At 40.9% G+C, this 17,354-nt stretch carries 14 protein-coding genes and 1 pseudogene; 6 read left to right on the forward strand and 9 right to left on the reverse strand.

What is annotated here, in order from left to right:
* Positions 1-57: 57 nt before the first annotated feature.
* Positions 58-1,341 (reverse strand): EAL domain-containing protein, encoded by a 1,284-nt coding sequence (locus EHR06_RS06375; RefSeq protein ID WP_208757751.1) that lies wholly within the window; start codon positions 1,339-1,341, stop codon positions 58-60.
* Positions 1,342-1,436: 95 nt separating this feature from the next.
* Complete coding sequence (locus tag EHR06_RS06380; RefSeq protein WP_244288523.1) at positions 1,437-3,083, reverse strand: hypothetical protein; 1,647 nt, start codon at positions 3,081-3,083, stop codon at positions 1,437-1,439.
* Between the two features lie 121 nt (positions 3,084-3,204).
* Here EHR06_RS06380 and EHR06_RS06385 point away from each other — a divergent pair, with 121 nt between their 5' ends.
* The gene (locus tag EHR06_RS06385) at positions 3,205-4,731 is read left to right on the forward strand and encodes an LA_3751/LA_3752 family putative glycosyltransferase (protein ID WP_135756236.1); all 1,527 of its coding nucleotides are present in this window, start codon (positions 3,205-3,207) and stop codon (positions 4,729-4,731) included.
* 100 nt (positions 4,732-4,831) lie between these two features.
* Here the strand turns inward: EHR06_RS06385 and EHR06_RS06390 are convergent, their stop codons facing one another.
* From EHR06_RS06390 to EHR06_RS06400, 3 genes are all read right to left on the reverse strand, one after another.
* Entirely contained in the window at positions 4,832-6,325 is a 1,494-nt protein-coding gene (locus EHR06_RS06390) for an FAD-binding oxidoreductase (RefSeq protein WP_135756237.1), read from the reverse strand.
* Positions 6,326-6,342: 17 nt separating this feature from the next.
* Positions 6,343-7,068 (reverse strand): SDR family NAD(P)-dependent oxidoreductase, encoded by a 726-nt coding sequence (locus tag EHR06_RS06395; RefSeq protein WP_135756238.1) that lies wholly within the window; start codon positions 7,066-7,068, stop codon positions 6,343-6,345.
* Between the two features lie 164 nt (positions 7,069-7,232).
* Positions 7,233-8,027: an arginyltransferase gene (locus tag EHR06_RS06400; RefSeq protein ID WP_135756239.1), complete on the reverse strand. Its 795-nt coding sequence runs from the start codon at positions 8,025-8,027 to the stop codon at positions 7,233-7,235.
* Between the two features lie 56 nt (positions 8,028-8,083).
* Between EHR06_RS06400 and EHR06_RS06405 the strand changes: the two genes are divergently transcribed.
* The 5 genes from EHR06_RS06405 (at position 8,084) to EHR06_RS06425 (ending at position 12,445) form a co-directional block, all read left to right on the forward strand.
* Positions 8,084-8,395 (forward strand): hypothetical protein, encoded by a 312-nt coding sequence (locus EHR06_RS06405; RefSeq protein ID WP_135756240.1) that lies wholly within the window; start codon positions 8,084-8,086, stop codon positions 8,393-8,395.
* Between the two features lie 5 nt (positions 8,396-8,400).
* Positions 8,401-8,796, forward strand: coding sequence for a ribonuclease HI family protein (locus tag EHR06_RS06410; protein WP_135756241.1), 396 nt, complete (start codon positions 8,401-8,403; stop codon positions 8,794-8,796).
* A gap of 254 nt (positions 8,797-9,050) precedes the next feature.
* Positions 9,051-9,320, forward strand: coding sequence for a hypothetical protein (locus tag EHR06_RS06415; RefSeq protein ID WP_244288524.1), 270 nt, complete (start codon positions 9,051-9,053; stop codon positions 9,318-9,320).
* Positions 9,317-10,612, forward strand: coding sequence for a CCA tRNA nucleotidyltransferase (locus EHR06_RS06420; RefSeq protein ID WP_135756243.1), 1,296 nt, complete (start codon positions 9,317-9,319; stop codon positions 10,610-10,612). Before EHR06_RS06415 ends, EHR06_RS06420 begins: the two co-directional genes overlap by 4 nt.
* Positions 10,613-10,858: 246 nt before the next feature.
* Complete coding sequence (locus EHR06_RS06425) at positions 10,859-12,445, forward strand: outer membrane beta-barrel protein (protein ID WP_208757752.1); 1,587 nt, start codon at positions 10,859-10,861, stop codon at positions 12,443-12,445.
* A 104-nt stretch (positions 12,446-12,549) separates the two neighbouring features.
* On the opposite strand, the gene EHR06_RS19115 is transcribed toward EHR06_RS06425, so the two are convergent.
* The 4 genes and pseudogenes from EHR06_RS19115 to EHR06_RS06440 all read right to left on the reverse strand — a co-directional run.
* The gene (locus tag EHR06_RS19115; RefSeq protein WP_167492275.1) at positions 12,550-12,693 is read right to left on the reverse strand and encodes a hypothetical protein; all 144 of its coding nucleotides are present in this window, start codon (positions 12,691-12,693) and stop codon (positions 12,550-12,552) included.
* 192 nt (positions 12,694-12,885) lie between these two features.
* The gene (locus EHR06_RS06430; RefSeq protein ID WP_135756244.1) at positions 12,886-13,287 is read right to left on the reverse strand and encodes a hypothetical protein; all 402 of its coding nucleotides are present in this window, start codon (positions 13,285-13,287) and stop codon (positions 12,886-12,888) included.
* 37 nt (positions 13,288-13,324) lie between these two features.
* Positions 13,325-16,615, reverse strand: a complete 3,291-nt coding sequence (locus EHR06_RS06435) for an efflux RND transporter permease subunit (protein ID WP_135756245.1) — start codon at positions 16,613-16,615, stop codon at positions 13,325-13,327.
* A pseudogene (locus tag EHR06_RS06440) lies at positions 16,615-17,250 on the reverse strand (hypothetical protein); the annotation flags it as partial. The pseudogene EHR06_RS06440 and the gene EHR06_RS06435, both read right to left, overlap by 1 nt.
* Positions 17,251-17,354 lie beyond the last annotated feature (104 nt).

Genomic DNA, 17,354 nt, shown 5'->3' on the forward strand with positions numbered 1-17,354 from the left:
AAAAAATTTTTTATTCGGTCGGATCAAAACCGCTAATGTAACGGAACCGGGAAAAACTTAAGGAAAATCCCACATTCGTACATCTACGAATAGAACGTTTCCTTCTTCCATACTTTTAGAATAAGTCACTAAGAGCAGATTGCTTTCCAAGTCATAGTATGGATTGCTTGCGATCCAACCGCCGGAAGGATCTTTTGCATTCTTATAAAATTGTTCTAAGAAGTATGGTCTCCAACTCCAGTTCCTTCCCACAAAGGAATCGTCTTCCAACATTCCGGAATCCGAGATCCCTGAATAGTTAGGAGAAAGTTGTCTTCCTTCATGATTGGTAACATACATTCTAAAAACCGATTTTTCCAGAAGATAAGAATTTCTTAATTTAATAGTCACAATTCCGTTGGAAGAGATCACCTCTATACCGGAAGATTCCAATCGATCTTCCAGTTCCTTCTCTTTTTTAATACGCCTAAGCAGCTGGTATTTTTTATAATTAAAGAATAATTCATGAAGTTGGGAAAATCGAATGCTTAAACCGTTGATATCTATTAACTCAGGTGTCGGCTCTGCGAAATAGAAACCTTGTAAAAATCTGGCCCCGTATGTCAGAGCGTTATAAAGTTCCGTTTCAGTTTCCAGGCCTTCGAACAAAAGAGAACATCCCAAGCTTTCAGCAAGTCTGGACAATGTGAATAGTATCTCCTGAAAATTCCTGGAAGCAACAGAACTACGAATAAGCCCCAGATCCACTTTGATAATATCAGGATGTAATGCGCCGATCCGATCCAGATTAGAGGATTTGGATCCAAGATCGTCTATAGCCACTAAAAACCCGGATCTTTTATATAGATTGATCAGAGGTTTTAGCTGATCTATCTCTCCGGAAAAATGTTCCTCTATAATTTCGATCACGATCCTCTTAGGATCTAGACCGGCACTTTTTGCGATCTGCAAGGTATAAGGTTCATCATCCGTTTTGGAAGATAGATAGTCCTGCATAAAAGAAGGAGATATATTCAGAAAAAGTTTTGCTTTCGGATCCAGGCCTGGAGTATTACCGATCTTCTCCACCGCTTTTTTACGAACGGCCCTATCTATTTCTAATTTAAGATTTTTGAATTCTTCTCTTTCGGAAACGGAAAAAGAATGAGGTATATCCGCTAAGAAGAACGGACCAAGACTATGGACCGTGCCTTCCTTATCTATAAAACGAGCGAGTGCCTCGTAACCGAAGATAGAATCTTTTTCGACGGACAAAATGGGCTGAAAGTACGGAACAATCTCACCTTCGGAAAACCATTCTTTCCATTTGGATGCATTCCAAGAAGCTCTTCCTTCGCTCATTCTTAACAATAAAATGGGAACCCTGTAAGAAGGATCAAGAATTTAAAATCAAAAGTTCAGATCAAATGATAAAAGGAGAATGAAGACTACTTAAACTAGTAACCGACTCCCAGTCCACAACGGAAATCTTCCGGAATTCCTAGCCATGGAGTTCTTGGTCCGGAATTTAGTATCAAATTTCTATTACCGCCTGAATTTTCTCGGAGAATTTCCATAAATCTCTCTTTTGTGAAAAGATCTTCCGATTCGGTTAACAATTTCAATCGATCATAGTATACTTTTAGATCCGGATCTTGGATCCGGTTTTGTCCTGAAGTAACCGATTCTAAGTATCCTACAGGAATATTTCGAGTAAAATGCCCCACTCTCCAGTTAGAAACTGATTTCAATTTACTTAATAAAGGATCCGTTAAAGCATTAGAGTCTATAATCTTACGATTTTCACCGGCAAAATAGCCATAAAAGCCTACGTTAATTGTAGCACATGCCTTGTCAGGGTCCTTAGGTGCCTTCTTATAGTTTCTACCTACATCTGCCCACCCATGATCCGGAAATTCCCGGAATTTAAAGGAGCGAAGAAAGTTAGTGCTTCTAAAATAAGCACCTTTTTCATCCTGGATCTCTCCGTCGTTTCTAAGTCTAGAATAGTCTTTTGTAATATACAAATAGGAGTTTTGGTTTAACAGGAATAAGGCGATAAAAAATAGAACGCTCACCCTAGGCAAAAAACCAGGAGAAAGTTCCACAAACAAGAACAGGCAGACGACAAATGGAAGAGCAAAAAACCTCCCCGCCATAAAGTCCCCGCCTATGGAACATACATATAAAATATAAAGTCCAACTCCTGTGGAAAGAGCCGCTTCTAAAATTTTCTTTTTCCAAATAAAATAAGGTAAAAGTAAAATTACAGAGCCGATCGTAAGCGAGGTAAAAATATCCCATCGAAAACCATTCTCTAAATAGTCGATACCATACGGCCATAAATGAGAAATAGTAAGGTCAGTATTCAATTTTGCGTATGCAGTATTCGGAAACAGATATCCGTAATATACTAGTGAAAATGCGGACCAAAGAAGAACTGGCTGAAGCCCTAAAATGGCGGCTCCGATAAACTTACTCCAGGATTTATCCCGTTTTAAGGGCTTATACAAATATAGAAGGAAAGGAAGCCCTAAAAGAATCGTGTCTTGTCTGTTTAGATATGATAAAGAAAGATAAAAAAAGAAAAGAAGAATGTCCCGGAATTCGGATCTATTTTCCAGATCGAATGCTTTATTTAAAAACAAAATAATCAAAAGAAAGGAAAGTGGGTTTTCCAAACCGGAACTAGAAAAATCTATAAACGCCCTGGATAGTAGTAATACTAAAAGTATCCAAGATCCATACCAAAAGCCCCCTTCTTTTTTTCCAAACCGAGTAACGAGCAAATAGACTGTTGCCCCCACACAAATCCAAGAAAGAATTAAAGAAGAATAATATATTGGAATCTTAACAAATGAAAGAAGGATCAGACCGAAAAGCCAAAGTGGATGAGTATAAGCCTGGACCCTTTCGTAAGTATTCCATCTCAAGCCGAACCCATTTAAAAAATTATCCACAGTCCTAAAACTGATATAAGCATCTTCCGTTACCCAAGAATTCATGATCACCACATAGGAGAATAGAATACAAGAGATCGGAAAAAAGAATTTAGGAAGAGGCCTAAGGAAAAAGGAACGGATCTTTTTTAAGACGGAATTCACAACCTCCAAGGAAACATCGGGAATTTAAGTGTCATTCAGAATTCGGAACCCCCAAAAAAGATCAAAATTCTCCCTTGGGATTTCTTCTTGACCTTGGATTTTCCAGAAGCTTCTTAGTAGAATGTTCAATCGTCTCCTTTCCCGGGTTTCTTCCTTCACTGGCAAGTATGCAGGTTTCCTGATTTTCGGAACGGTGTTTTTATCCTTATTTTTGGCATGGCAGTACCAAACGGGAATTCGGGTCGGAGACGGAGCGATCAAACAACAACAACTTGCAGACCTTCTGCATAACGGTTTTCCTGATTTTTCCTGCCGATATTCCGGAAAAGAAATAGATCCGGAGTTTAGATTCCTACCTTTGGATCTAAAAAAAGGGTCCACTATGACCCATGTTTATAAAGGAAAATGTTATTATATTTTTCCTTTTTATTATACTGCGATCCAGTACCCATTCGCTCTTTTGATGGGAAGATTCGGAAGTTTCTTCTTATCATTAATATTCGGGATTTTAACACTAAGGGCATTATTCCGAATTTCAGAACTTTTAGATTTAAAGAAAGAATCTAAATTTTTCTTTTTGATCTTATTATTAGGGTCTGCATTCAGCTTATTCTCCTCGGATCTATCTGAAACGATCTTGGCAATCTTCGGAGTCACTCAAGGAATTTATTTTTTACTTAAAGAGGACGCATCCTCCAACTCTGCCGATCTAGTATTTGCAGGTGGATTTTTCGGATTTGCAGCTTTCTTCCGGCAAGAGATAATTTTACTGGCAGCCAGTCTTTCTTTAGTTTATGCTTTTAGAATATTCAGAAATCCGAAAACTGCATTATTCCCGTTTACCTTCGGAGCTCTTTTGACCGTACAAGCGGTGATCAATTATTCCGTGGTTGGACACCCCTTAGGATCCAGAGGTTATTTACAAGAATCTTCTTCTTACGAATTAGTCTCTCAAATCTATTATTTATGGCAATTGATGTTTTTAGGAAAAGGTTCCTTAGGATTATTCGGAGCCTATCCTGCTTTGGCATTTATCGTTCTATGGAGACCGAAATCTGATCCGTTAACTCGGATCTTATACGGACTAGGGATCTTTATACTTCTTTCCGGTCTTCTGACCTCTACTAAATTTTGGCAGGGAGTATTATTCGGACCTAGATTTTTGATCACTATCCTTCCTTTTTTACTTTTGTTCTTATTCTCAATTTTAGAAAAAAATTGGGAAAAACTCAGCAAACCGTTTAGGATTACTGCCATCCTTCTTATCTCCTATTCTATTATAGGAGGTGTAGTATTCGACAGATTATATTATAAATTCACAAAATCGGTTGTGACCGAACAAAAAGAACTCAGCGATCATACTTCTAAAATCGTGATCTACAGAAAAGGTTCCGTGTTTTTACCGGCAAATTCTTTTAGAGAAGAGAGAGAAGTATATGAAATTGATTCCGCAGGATCTTTCGATGCACTTTTGGAAAAATTGTATAGGATCGGAAAAACCCAGGTAACTGTGGTAGGTTTTAAAGACTCCTATCCTCGAGAAGTTTTAGTTCCTAAATCAGAACATTTTACATTTAAGAACAGAGTATTCTACCAAAGTCCTTCGATCAATATGGAAACTTTAGAATTTAGTAAAATAACTAAATGATCTGATTTCGCACAGAGCTCACGAAGCACACAGAGATAAAAAGAATTACAATTAGCCTCCGTGATCTCGGTGCCCTCCGTGCGAACCAAAAAATACGATCTTACTTTCCCCAGACTCTTCTAAATAGATCCGACTCTAATAGATTTTTCGGATCCAATTTTTTCTTCATGGTTCTGAACTTTTCAAGGTTCTGTTTAGGCATGGATCTTCTGTAAACTTCAGGGCGAAGAGTGCTGTCTTTTGCAAAATAGAATCTTCCTCCATTCTTCACAACGATCTCATCCATTTCTTTGGCAAGTTCCCAAAGTTTAGTTTTATTACCTTTGGTCATAGGAAAATCCATAGCCATAGAATAACCGTCTACCGCATGGGTGAGTAAAAATTTGTCAGGTCTATGTTTCTTAAATACACCAAGCCAGTTTACGATCCCTCTTTTTTGACAAAGACTTAGGATCTCTTCGAAACCTTTTACTGCATTCTCTTTCGGAATAAAACTTTGGTATTGGATCATCGCACCAGGCTTATACATAAATTTCCAATTCGGAACATAGTCCAAAAGAAAAGCGTATTCTGCATGTCCTTGCTCATAAGGTTTATTATTATTTAAAAACCCGGAGATCCATTTTCCGAAATTCACGAATCTCATTCCGAACTTATTGCTGAATGGATACATGAATAGCCACATCCAAGACTTAGGAATGATCCCTAAAAATGTGCTTGGTAGAATTTGATTTTCCAATTTGCAATTTTCAGGAAAATCAGGATCTTCTCCCGCTTTTAGATGAACCGCTTTATGGATCTGACCTCGACCTAAACCTTTTCCGGAGGCAAATCCATCCACCCAACCTACTAAATAGTCGGATTGTTTGTATTCTCTTTCAAAATAATCATACATCTCTTGCAGGTTTGCAGTATTCACCGGCCAAACTTTCATTTTACCGGAGTAGATTTTTTTGAGTTTGATGGTGACAGTCAGGAATGCTCCTAACATCCCGAAGCCGGAAATCGCAGAGTAAAATAGATCCGAATTTTTTTTAGGAGAACAAACGGATTCTTTTCCATCAGGACTTAAAAAGGTAAATTCCTGGATATGATCTCCGATCGGTCCAACTGCGAAGTTATTCTTTCCATGAATATTCATAGAAAGTGCACCGCCTAACGTAGGGAACATTGTTCCACTTACAACAGGAGGCCAAAATCCTCTTTCGATCCCGAACTCCCAAAGTTGTTTGATGGTGACTCCGGATTCCGCAACCAAGATCCCGGTTTTAGGATCAAAGGATAAGATCTTATTAAAGTTACGGATATCTACTACGATCCCTTTTTCGTTCGTAGCAGCATCACCGTAGCTGCAACCTCCTCCCCTAAATGCAACTTTTGTATTCGTATCTCTTGCATAAGAGAATAGATCCTTAAAGTCCTGGATAGATATAGGTAAAAAAACCTTACTATTGGAGAAATGGTTCATTCCCCAGGCTTCTACTTTTTGAGCAGGACTTAAACGGGACTCGAACTCTTTTAGATCGAAAACTGCTTTTTTAGTTTTGGGAGATGTCGCTTTTTTAACTGTCTTTTTTTTAGAAGCGGTTGCCATTTTAGATCACCTTTTCCTTAAACGGAAAGTTTTCTGAAAATAAAAGAAGGGATAAGTCTAATGATCAAAGAGACCAATGCCCAACGAGCAGGCACATAGAAATTCTCTTTTCCTGCATTCACTTTTGCTAATATAACTTGAGCGGCTTCCTTAGCGGTGATCAACCACATAAGGCCCGGTAGACCTTCCGTCATCGGGGTCTCGATCATTCCAGGTTTTACTGTAACCACTTGGATCCCTTTTACCGCTAAACGATTGCGTAAAGCTTCTAAGTAAGTGGACATTCCAGCTTTAGATGCGTTATAAACCGGATTCCCTCTGCGGCCTCTATCACCTGCGATGGAAGATATCCCTATAATTTTGCCGGCCTTCTTCTCTTGGAAATATGCAGCTGCGGAATCCAACCAAGCCACACAACCTAAAAGATTAACTTCCAACATTTCCAAATCTTTTTCGATAGGAAATTCTTCCGCACCGACCCTATGCATCACACCGGATGCGTAATAAATTTCGTCCAAGCCGCCTAAAGCTTTTACAGCCTTGGCAAATTCTCCCGGGACCTTGGAGTATTCAGTAACGTCGTGTTTGACGAATAAGTTTTTTGCCTTGGAAGAAGGAAGTTTTTTCAGCTCCTTCTCTCTTCTTGCAAAAGCAGCGACTTGATGTCCCTCTTCGATCAATTGAGATGCAATTTCTTTTCCGATACCGCTAGAAGCGCCTACTACGATGATCTTTTTAGCCATACCAACCTTTCTGGGGCGCAAGGCCAGACTGACAAGCCTGATTTGGGCCGTTTTTGGAGAGGAACTAGAAGGAATTGAAAATTAAAATCTCTGCGGCTCCGTGTCTCTGCGTGCCAATAAATACTTCTGCGATCTCACGCAGAGACGCCAAGGCGCGGAGAAAACTATAAAGTAAGCCTGTCTCCATCCGGGCCATTCTCTAAAAAATAATCCGAAAGAAAAGACTCGCTCTTCTTCCAAACACCTTTATCACGATCCAAAATTTCTGCAGGCTTCCAGTTCTTTTTATAATCCATCTTAGGATGTCCCGGAAGAAAAAGGCCCAATTGAAATTCTTTAAAACCATTCTCTTTGGCCCAAAGAATAGAGGAAAGTATCAGAAAATTTCCCAAACTTCTTTTACTTTCTTCCGGATCAAAAACAGAATACACGGCAGACACGGTTTCAAACCCAAAATCCAATAAGATCCAGCCTAAAAGTACATCGTCTTTATAAAGAAGAAGTTCCCCTGAATTTTCAGAACCCGCGTACATCTGGAACTTCATATTCTCCAGAATTTCAGATTCGGATTCACCATAGCTTCCTTCATGACGGGATCTTTGGTACTTCACATATAAATTCTTTTTATCAGGATCAATAATCGGCGGAGAAATTTTTAAAGCAAGATCACGATTCTTTTTGATCAGTCTTCTGTGGTTTGCACTAGGAAAAAATTCAAGTAATAGAACTCTATAACTGAGACAATGAGAACATACGGAACAATTGGTCCTATAAAAGAAATAGCCGGACCTTCTAAACCCAAAACGAAAAAGATCATCTAAAATTTCGGGAGGAAGTTTTTCCTTAGAAAAGAAACCCTTCACCTTTGAATTCCTTTCCGGATAATAAGCGCACTTAGATTCGGGAGTCTCCGGAAGAGAACCTAGGAATGTAAAATAATCCAACCCCATCTTTGCCATGATATAGATCTATTTTTACATTGCCAAACCAAAGCCTCCGAAGGATAGGACTATTGATGGTATTTGGTTTAATGATGGATCATCCGGCACGTTGGAACGCTTATAAATTGGCTTTCGGATTCACTGCCTTAAGCTATCTATTTTATTTTTTATCCCTTCCTTTTGTTCTGTTCGCGTTATTAGCAGCCGGACTTTTCTGCCTAATCGGAGGGCTGTTTTTCCCGCATACATTCGATCATTTATATCGAACTTTTCAATTTTTGATTTTAGGTATACTCTCCTTTTTAGTTTCCTTACTGATCCTCTTCGGATATTTGATTTTTTGGAGACCTTTCCAATTCGTTTTGGGATCTAAAAACCAAGATTAAACCTCGTGAAAAAGTTCAAAATATACTGCGACGGTGCTTCCAAAGGAAACCCGGGACCTTCTTCCATTGGGGTAGCCGTTTACGAAGGAGAAGCCGAGGTGCATTCCATCTCACGTAGGATCTCCGACGGAACGAATAATGTGGCGGAATGGGCAGCCCTGGAAGCTGGGATAGAATATTGCCTCTCCCAAGACGCTGTCGAAGTCACAGCCTATCTGGATTCAGAACTGGTGGTAAAACAATTCAAGGGAGAATACAAAGTCAAATCCCCTCACCTCCAAATCGCAAAAGAAAAGGTCAAAGGCCTGACTTCTAAACTCAAACTTTTCTCAATCCATCATGTGCCGCGTGAAAAAAACAAGCGGGCAGATAAACTCGCAAACCTGGCTTTCGAATCCTGAGATAATTTTAGACGGCGTGTAGGAGTTCCTACATCGGAAAATTTGGGCGGCTCCTCGCTTCGCGAGGACCGGGCTACTCGGGTTCGCACAGAGGCGCTAAGATGCGGAGAATTCTAAAATAAAAAATGGTTTCCCAATAGAGATCTTTCTAAAAAATCCTAAGCATGAGTTCTCGAAAGTATATACTTCAGATATGCTTTAGCCTTCTAATAATTTTCGCCTTATCCGATTGTAAGGCAAGTATCTTGGACAAAATGAAAGAGCTGAAAAAAGAAGGAAAGTATCTGGAACTTGCAATCCTATGCAACGAACATACCGACCAAGAATACAAAGAGATCTGCAATACAGCCTGGGATGAAATCGGTAAAAGAATAGACCAGATCCTTTCCCAACAAGCCGATCTTCCCTTCTTAAGAGTTTCCGTAGACGAAAAAACCAAAAAGCAGGTCGAAGAAATTTTTTCCAAAAACCCCGCACTGAAAGATCGTTATCTACCAATTTGGAAAAAGATCGTCCAGGAATGATGAACCCGGATCCTAATAAACTCATTTCCCAAATCCCTTCTCCTTTTTTAGAGGATCTATTAGAGATTAGTAATACGATACGAAATCATGAAGGAGAAGCTTATCTAGTAGGAGGAAGTGTCCGAGATCTAATATTAAACAAAATCCCCCATGAATACGACCTTGCGGTTTCCATTTCTCCGGAAAAAATGCAGAAGATCTTCAAAAGGACAGTTCCAACCGGGATTAAACACGGAACTATCACGGTATTATTCCAAGATAGATCCTATGAATTGACCACATTCAGAAAAGACGAAGACTATATAGACGGCAGAAGGCCAGAAACAGTACAATTCGGAGTAAGTCTGAGCGAAGATCTAAAAAGAAGGGACTTCACAATGAACGCCCTTGCATTGGATCTCCAAGAAAAGACGTTGGTGGACGAACATTCCGGACTAGAAGATATTCAAAATTCCTTAATTAGGACCATCGGAAACCCGGTTTCCAGATTTACGGAAGACGGACTCAGACCGGTCCGCGCAATTCGATTCGTTTCCACACTCGGATTTACGATCCATCCGGAAACTGCAGAAGCAATCGAAACCTGCAGACCGATCACTGCAAAGGTTTCTCCGGAAAGAATACACGACGAATTTTTAAAAATACTCAAAAGTAAAAATCCGATCGGCGGACTCGATCTATTAAAAAAATATAAAGTACTGGAATTGATCAGTAAGACCAAATTCTATTCCGGAGATTGGGAAAAACATAAAAACGGATTCTCCAAACTTCTACAATCATCCGAAAGATCAAAAATAGCTTACTTTTTGGTGTCTTGCTTCTCGGAACAAAACTGGTTTTCCGATTCGACCGTATTTTTTAAAGAACTCAGATTCTCCAACCAAAGAACAAAGGATTCTCAGTTTCTAGTAAAAACCCTATATTCAATCATCCAGAATAGAGAAGAGTTAAAAACTTTTCCTGGGCTTCGAACTCATCTACTTCATCCGATCGCGCAGTACACCGGTAAAAAGGAATTTTGGGATTGCTGCATAGAACTTTCCATTCTTTGGGCAGCCTTTCTAAACGAAGAAGCATTCTGGCTCGCCGGCGCGGAACAAGAATGGAAGAAGGATCCTCCACTTCTACTCTCCGACCTGACCATAGACGGAAACCTAGTTCGAGAAAAATTCCCGGAACTACCAGCCCCTAAACTAGGAGAAGTATTGCGGTCTTCTTTGCTTGCCGTACTCCAAGATCCCAATCTAAATTCAAAAGAACTTCTTCTGGATCTGATCCGTAAATCTCTCTAATCCAAAGGCCTTAGTTTAGGGCCTAATTTGTCGAAGTGCCTACAAAACCCAATCTTTCAGCGCTCTAAATTTAGCTTAATTTTTAAGCACTATGTTAATTTTAAAAAATTATCCCTAAAAGTTTCTAATATTTGAGCATGATATATTTGATTTAGAATCGTTTTTAAGCCTAATTTAGTCTCTTTGCCTATTTTTAACATGTTGGCACGCTAGTTGCATACTTATCGGCATAGGAGATTTAGGAGAATGATGAGAAAAAAAACAGCCAGCCTCATTGCTACCTTTACTCTGGTGACCGCCTCTTCGATTTTTGCCCAAGCGAAGAAGGAAACGCCGGACCCGAAGGCAGCAGGTGCAGTGAAAGCTGCTCCAGCCCCAGAACCTGAAGATACGAAATGGTATGATAAGGTAGACTTTTCCGGATTTGTGGATGTGTACTACATGTACAATAACAACCCACTCCAAGGAAGCGCCGTAGATACGACCAGATCGTTCGAAACTAGCAACAAAAACTTTGGTGTTAACGCAGCAGCTCTTGCAGTACAAAAGACCGCTGAAAAATCCAGCCCTTGGGGATTCCGTGTGGATTTCCAAAACGGACAAAACAACGCATTCCAAGAGGCGCCATATTCCCAAGCAAACGGAGTATACAACTATAACCTGCTGAAACAAGCGTATATCAGCATGTATTTCCCAGTGTTGAAAGGGATGACCTTAGACGTTGGTAAAATGGCAACGCATATCGGATACGAAGTATTGGAATCGATGAACAACCCTAACTACTCGATAGGGGCCATCTTCCAAAACACAATCCCCTTCATTCACACCGGTGCTCGCTTAACTACTCAATTTACAGACAAATGGGCTGGAACCTTTTATCTGTATAACAGTGGTGGTGGTACTGGTTATAGAACCGGAGTTCCTGACGGAAGCACTACGAATAACTACTTCTATGAAGCAGCTACTCAACATAAAGCGATTGGAACTCAGGTAAAAGGAACCTTGATCGAAGACAAATTGTCCGTTACTTGGAACACTTTGTATTCTCAAGATGGTGCTACTGGAAGGATCGATCCAACCAAACAATATTTGGCTGATCAGTTGGCTGCTCAAACCGGAGACCCGGCAGTTGCAGTACTTAACGCACCGAATGCTAAGTATAATAAAGATTATTGGTTCATGAACCATGCAATCTTATCCATCACTCCTACCGACAGGATCCAAGTTGACTTAGACTATACTTGGAGCGAGAAGGCAGGTGGTGCAGCAGCGGCGAACCTTGCACAACAACAGTACAACCCGACAGGTGCGGCTACAATTGAAACCATCCTTGGCGGAACTGTAACTACTGAAAAAACAAAAAGCTCTTATAAGGCTTATGGGATCTTCAGTAAGTTCAAAATCGGTGAGACTTGGGGAATCAACGTTCGTTTCGAGTATATCGACGATAGCTCTAACAACGGCCGTTTGACTACTTTCAACCCGTTTGCAGGATCGCAAGCAGCTAACTCTTGGTATGCAGGAAAATATGCACAAGATAAAGCAATCGCTGAGCAAATCCTTGCAGCTACTCCTGGATTGGCTGGTTTAACTGCAGATCAACTACTTGCGGCTTTAGACCCGAAAAACTACAAAGATTACGGTGGATCTTCCAACTACGGACAGTATAAAACATTTACTGTAACTCCGGTTTGGAACTACACTGAAAATCTACTCATCAAATTGGATATGAGAAGAGACTGGGCGACCGGTTATCAATTCGTAACTTCTTCCGGTGAGAAGAGCAAAGACCAATACGGTATAACCTTAGGGGTCGTTGCTAAGTTCGATTAATTCGAATTAGTAGATTTCTATAAAAAAGAGCGTCCGAAAGGGCGCTCTTTTTTTATCTTCTTAGGAAATCGATACCAAGGATTAGGAAAGAAGAAGGTACATTCTCAAAAATCCAGATCTGATTGTCCAGACATGGCAACCAATTGTCTTCTGAAAGAATGAGGAAGAATATTCCAACAGGATCTGAAAGTCCTTTTCCAAAAGCCGCCTTCGGCTTTTTTCAGTTTTGCCTTTAAGTGCTCGCTCATCTCAGATCCTCTCTTAAGATTTTTAGAGCGAAAAAAGTTTAAAAAAACTTCAGGCGGTTCCTGATTTCTTGGATCGGAATCCTATAAATCTATCCAAGAAATTTGTAAGGCCCTAGATAGATTTTTAATATTTATACGTCGGATAATGGATCGGTTTTAAGGCCGGTACCTTCCCCGCTTCTTCCTAAAAGATCAAGCGGCCAAAACCCCATACGCGATAATTGCAATCCCTACCAGATTTGCAGTGACTCCGATTCCGCCTAGGATCTTTCCAAGAGGAGGATTTTCCTTAAATTCATCTTTGATCCCTTGGAGCCAATCCACAGTATCTTTTAACGCAATAAATCCGGAAGAAACAGCAAAAGAAATCGCTCCCACCAAAGCAGCCGTTTCGGAAAGAGAAGCCAGTTGGAATGCAAATACCAACCCTAAGATCATAGCACCTTGCATTAGCGGTCCTATATGTGCAGCCTGCAAATATCTGGAAGGAAATTCAGCCTTCATTCTTGCGAATGCATATGCGAATCCTGTTAAACTTCCGTATGCTAAATTTAAAACTCCGGTTAGGATCAAAATTTTTTCGGGCAAATTCATGGTCATCACCTATCTATATTTAGGCCAAGTGCATACCCTAACGTCTTTTTTTAGCGACTACTTTTTTCTTTACTTTCTTACTTCCATTCTTATGGGAAGAAGTATCTTCGATATCTTCTTCATCGTACAGGGATACGTATGCTTCCGGATGAAGAGCAAATGTTTCCTCTTCTACGGGATATTTTCTTTCTCCCACCACTACTAAGTAGAGTGAAGGAAGAACACTCAATACTAGGAATAATGCGGAGAATAATCCTCCTACAATTACGGTAGCCAATGGTCTCTGGACGTCGGAACCTACCCCTGAAGCCAAGGTAGCAGGGATCAAACCAAGGAGAGCAAGCAACATTGTCATTAACATTGGTCGCAATTGGATCACGGCCGCTTGTGTAACCGCTTCTTTAGTAGTTAAGGTCGGCTCGTCCTGTAAAAGATGATTTGTTCTGGAGACAAAAAGAACCCCGGACATTGTAGCGATCCCGAAAAGGGAAATGAACCCTACCCCGCTGGATACGTTAAAATAGTATCCCCTTAGTAAAAGTGCATACATTCCTCCAACCAACGAAAGAGGCAAACATGCAAGGGCCACATATACGTATTTTAGATTTCTATAAAGTAAAAATAGCACTCCGAAAATGATCGCGATGGTGACCGGGATCACGATGGCCAATTTTTTACCCACACGTGCCAGGTTCTCATACTGCCCGCCGTAACGGACTTCGTATCCTTCCGGAAGTTTGATCTTCGCTTGGATCTTTTTCCTGAGTTCGGCTACGAATCCACCTTGGTCTCTTCCCCTTACGTTGGTACGAACTGTGATCGTCCTTCTACCTTCTTGGCGGAAGATCATAGTAGGTCCGTCTTCCAAAGTAATCTTTGCCAATTGAGAAAGCGGAACTCTTTCTCCTTTTGGAGAAATAATAGGCATAGCCTCGATCGCTCTTTTGGAAGCTCTATAATCTTTTGAGAATCGGACTACGATCCCGAATCTTGCAGGTGTTTTTGGAGGAATGTCGGAAGGCCCCTCGTATAAAGTACTAATCCTCTGCATTCCGATGGCAGCTTCCACCATCTGTTGTATATCGCTTACATTGATCCCATAACGTGCAGCAGCTTCTCGATCGATACGAACCGTTAACTGAGGACTATCAGCTTCCTGTTCGATCCCGAACTCACTCGCTCCGTGCATATCCTTCACGATTTCCAGGATCTCTTCCGCAAGTTTACGCATTACTTTTAAGTCCTGACCGGAAACGAATACAGCAAGGTCAGCGATTGTTCCCATGATGGCTTCCGACAAGTTATCCATGATAGGCTGAGAAAAACTGATCCTTGCTCCGGGAAGTGTCGCTTCCAGATCGTTTTTCATTCTAAGAAGAAGTTCCTGTTTAGTGATCCTTTCCTTCCAATCATCGTAGTCTTTTAATCCTACGAGAACCTCCAATCTGTTCGGAGGAAGTGGGTCAGTTCCATCGTCGTTCCTTCCTAGCTGAGAAATTACTACGCTTACTTGTTCATTTTTATAGATCGTTTCCCGGATCTTAGGCATAAACTTACGAGCTTCCGGAAGAGAGATCCCTACAGGGAAAAAGATCCTTAAGTTAAAACCGCCTTCGTCCATCTCAGGCAGGAATTCTGTCCCGAGTTTGTATCCGCCGATCCCTAAAAATATAGTTACTGCAAGGAATGTGTAAATGACCACTTTCTTGGATTTTGCAACTAGATAGACTATTAACTTTTTATAACGTTCTTCTACCCAACCGTAAAAAGGGTTATGCCATGCGATCGGTCCAGGCCTCTCCGATTCGAAATATTTTCGGAACATATAAGTCATTAATACCGGAACGACTGTCATTGAGAAAAGTAATGCTCCGAAGATCGCAAAGGAGATGGTGAATGCCATCGGCTTGAACAATCTTCCTTCGATACGTTCAAAGGAGAAGATAGGTAAATATGCGAGAATGATGATCAAAATAGAGAACAAGATCTCAGTACCAACTTCTCCTGCGGATTCCGCGGTAAGTTTAATGATCCCTTTACTCTTATCCGCCGGAGTAGCATCCCTATATCTTCGGATGATATTCTCCACCATGATCACTGCACCATCCACTACGATCCCGAAGTCTATAGCTCCTAAGGAAAGTAAACTTGCAGGGATCCCTGTCATATTCATGAGAAGGAATGCGAATAATAATGCGAATGGAATAGTTGCCACCACTACAAGAGACGCCTTAGCACTTCCAATGAAGAAGATGAGCACTAAGCTGACTACCATCACACCTTCTATCAGGGTCCTCCCTATAGTGCGTAACGTATAGTTTACAAGATCACTTCTATCATACGTCGTTCTAAGCTGCACTCCGTCGGGAAGATAGTTCTCATTGATCTCTTTTACCTTGGCGCGGATCCTATCTCCCATTTCGTTGGGGTCTCCCCAACGGCGCATAGCCACAAGACCTTGGACGGAAGAATCCACATCCATGACCTGATCATCCATACGAACCGTATAACCCAAGACACCACTCGGAATAGGATGGGAAATCTCTACTGTAGCAAGATCTCTGATAAAAACAGGGACTCCATTCACAGTTTTCACTACGATATTCTCTATATGCTGAGCTTCTCGGATCGCGCCCAAAGAACGGATCGGAAATCCTTGCTCTCCTTGTAAGAGAAGATTTCCACCAGTGTTCAGGTTATTTCCCTGAACCGCTTGGATCACATCGTTTATGGTAAGTTTATAACGTACTAATTTATCAGGAGAAGTTACTATATGGAATTGTTTAGGTAAACCTCCGAAGGTTACCACGTCTGCAATCCCGGCAATAGAAAGCATCTTAGGCATTACGATCCAATCTTGGATCGTACGGAGTTCCATAGGTGTGTGATTTCCGGAAGACTCCACAACATATCTGAAAATTTCACCAACAGGAGAACTCATAGGTCCTAGAGCAGGTTGGACTTCCTCAGGAATATCCGCATCTGCGACCCTTTCCATAAGCCGCATCCTTGCAAAATAATCATCCGTTCCGTCCTCGAATACGAATTGGAAGACTACAAGACCATTGATCGTTCTAGAGCGACGAACAGCTACTTTAGGAATCGCATTCAAAACCCTTTCGATCGGAAGAGTAACTCTTTCTTCCACTTCGACGGCGGCTTTTCCAGGAAATTTAGCGATCAAACGAACCTGAGTATCTGCGATATCCGAATATGCTTCCTTTCGAATATCCGTCCAAGCCCAAACTCCTAAGATCGCTACGAATAGAGAGGCGATAAGAGTCGGAACCCTATACTTGAGTACTGATTCTATTAGTTTATCTATCATTAATAAGACCTCGTATCGAACAAGTAACCCAACTGAATTAGAAGTTGCGGATTTTTATAATCCCCACTTCCTATACCCCCACCAACTTGTAAGAAAAAATTTCCAAGAAGGAAATCGTAAGTAAGTCCTATATATCTTTGGTTTAAAGTTACCTTCTGCTTATCTCTGCTATCATATTCCAAAATAGCCGCCAGATTCGGATTCTGCTCCGCAACATAGGAACGAATGATCAGATCCTCGAAGGTTGGGTCCCTATGTTGGTATCCTGGAAAATCCGTACCTGTAGGATAAGAAGTTTGTCCACCTCTTCCCAACTCCGGTGCAAAAGGATTTACTTGGAATTGTCCTAATACTACGGAAACGCTATGAGCAATTACGGAAGTTTTCCAGAAACTAAATCCTAGATCCGCCTGCCAACCCCACCAATGAGGTCCCCAATGTCCTCCGGATCCGCGTATTACGACATCCTTATAATAGTAACCGACATTCAGATTTATACTTCCGGGAGAACCTACAGTAGCTCCGTATACGAAGAAGTTCGTAGACTTAGGAAGAGTTTTCTGAGTAAGCTCGTCTTTTTCTTCTTCTCCGAATCTGGTCTTACGATCCGGATCAGGCGTCCATTCCGGAGAATATTCTCCGTTCTTCTCGTTTTTCTCATCCTTCTTTTTTTCTTCCGAATAAACGGATGAAAAAAAAGAAAATAAGAATATTATAATAATAAAACTTAGTATTCTTT

It is taken from the genome of Leptospira dzoumogneensis (genome assembly GCF_004770895.1).
Lineage (GTDB): Bacteria > Spirochaetota > Leptospiria > Leptospirales > Leptospiraceae > Leptospira_B > Leptospira_B dzoumogneensis.

Excerpts from the sequence above, each read along its gene's own strand:
- EHR06_RS06390 (WP_135756237.1), bottom strand. The coding sequence starts at position 6,325 with ATGGCAACCGCTTCTAAAAAAAAGACAGTTAAAAAAGCGACATCTCCC.
- EHR06_RS06395 (WP_135756238.1), bottom strand. The coding sequence starts at position 7,068 with ATGGCTAAAAAGATCATCGTAGTAGGCGCTTCTAGCGGTATCGGAAAA.
- EHR06_RS06425 (WP_208757752.1), top strand. The coding sequence starts at position 10,859 with ATGATGAGAAAAAAAACAGCCAGCCTCATTGCTACCTTTACTCTGGTG.
- EHR06_RS06405 (WP_135756240.1), top strand. The coding sequence starts at position 8,084 with ATGGTATTTGGTTTAATGATGGATCATCCGGCACGTTGGAACGCTTAT.
- EHR06_RS06415 (WP_244288524.1), top strand. The coding sequence starts at position 9,051 with ATGAAAGAGCTGAAAAAAGAAGGAAAGTATCTGGAACTTGCAATCCTA.
- EHR06_RS06420 (WP_135756243.1), top strand. The coding sequence starts at position 9,317 with ATGATGAACCCGGATCCTAATAAACTCATTTCCCAAATCCCTTCTCCT.
- EHR06_RS06435 (WP_135756245.1), bottom strand. The coding sequence starts at position 16,615 with ATGATAGATAAACTAATAGAATCAGTACTCAAGTATAGGGTTCCGACT.
- EHR06_RS06400 (WP_135756239.1), bottom strand. The coding sequence starts at position 8,027 with ATGGCAAAGATGGGGTTGGATTATTTTACATTCCTAGGTTCTCTTCCG.
- EHR06_RS06430 (WP_135756244.1), bottom strand. The coding sequence starts at position 13,287 with ATGAATTTGCCCGAAAAAATTTTGATCCTAACCGGAGTTTTAAATTTA.
- EHR06_RS19115 (WP_167492275.1), bottom strand. The coding sequence starts at position 12,693 with ATGAGCGAGCACTTAAAGGCAAAACTGAAAAAAGCCGAAGGCGGCTTT.
- EHR06_RS06375 (WP_208757751.1), bottom strand. The coding sequence starts at position 1,341 with ATGAGCGAAGGAAGAGCTTCTTGGAATGCATCCAAATGGAAAGAATGG.
- EHR06_RS06385 (WP_135756236.1), top strand. The coding sequence starts at position 3,205 with ATGTTCAATCGTCTCCTTTCCCGGGTTTCTTCCTTCACTGGCAAGTAT.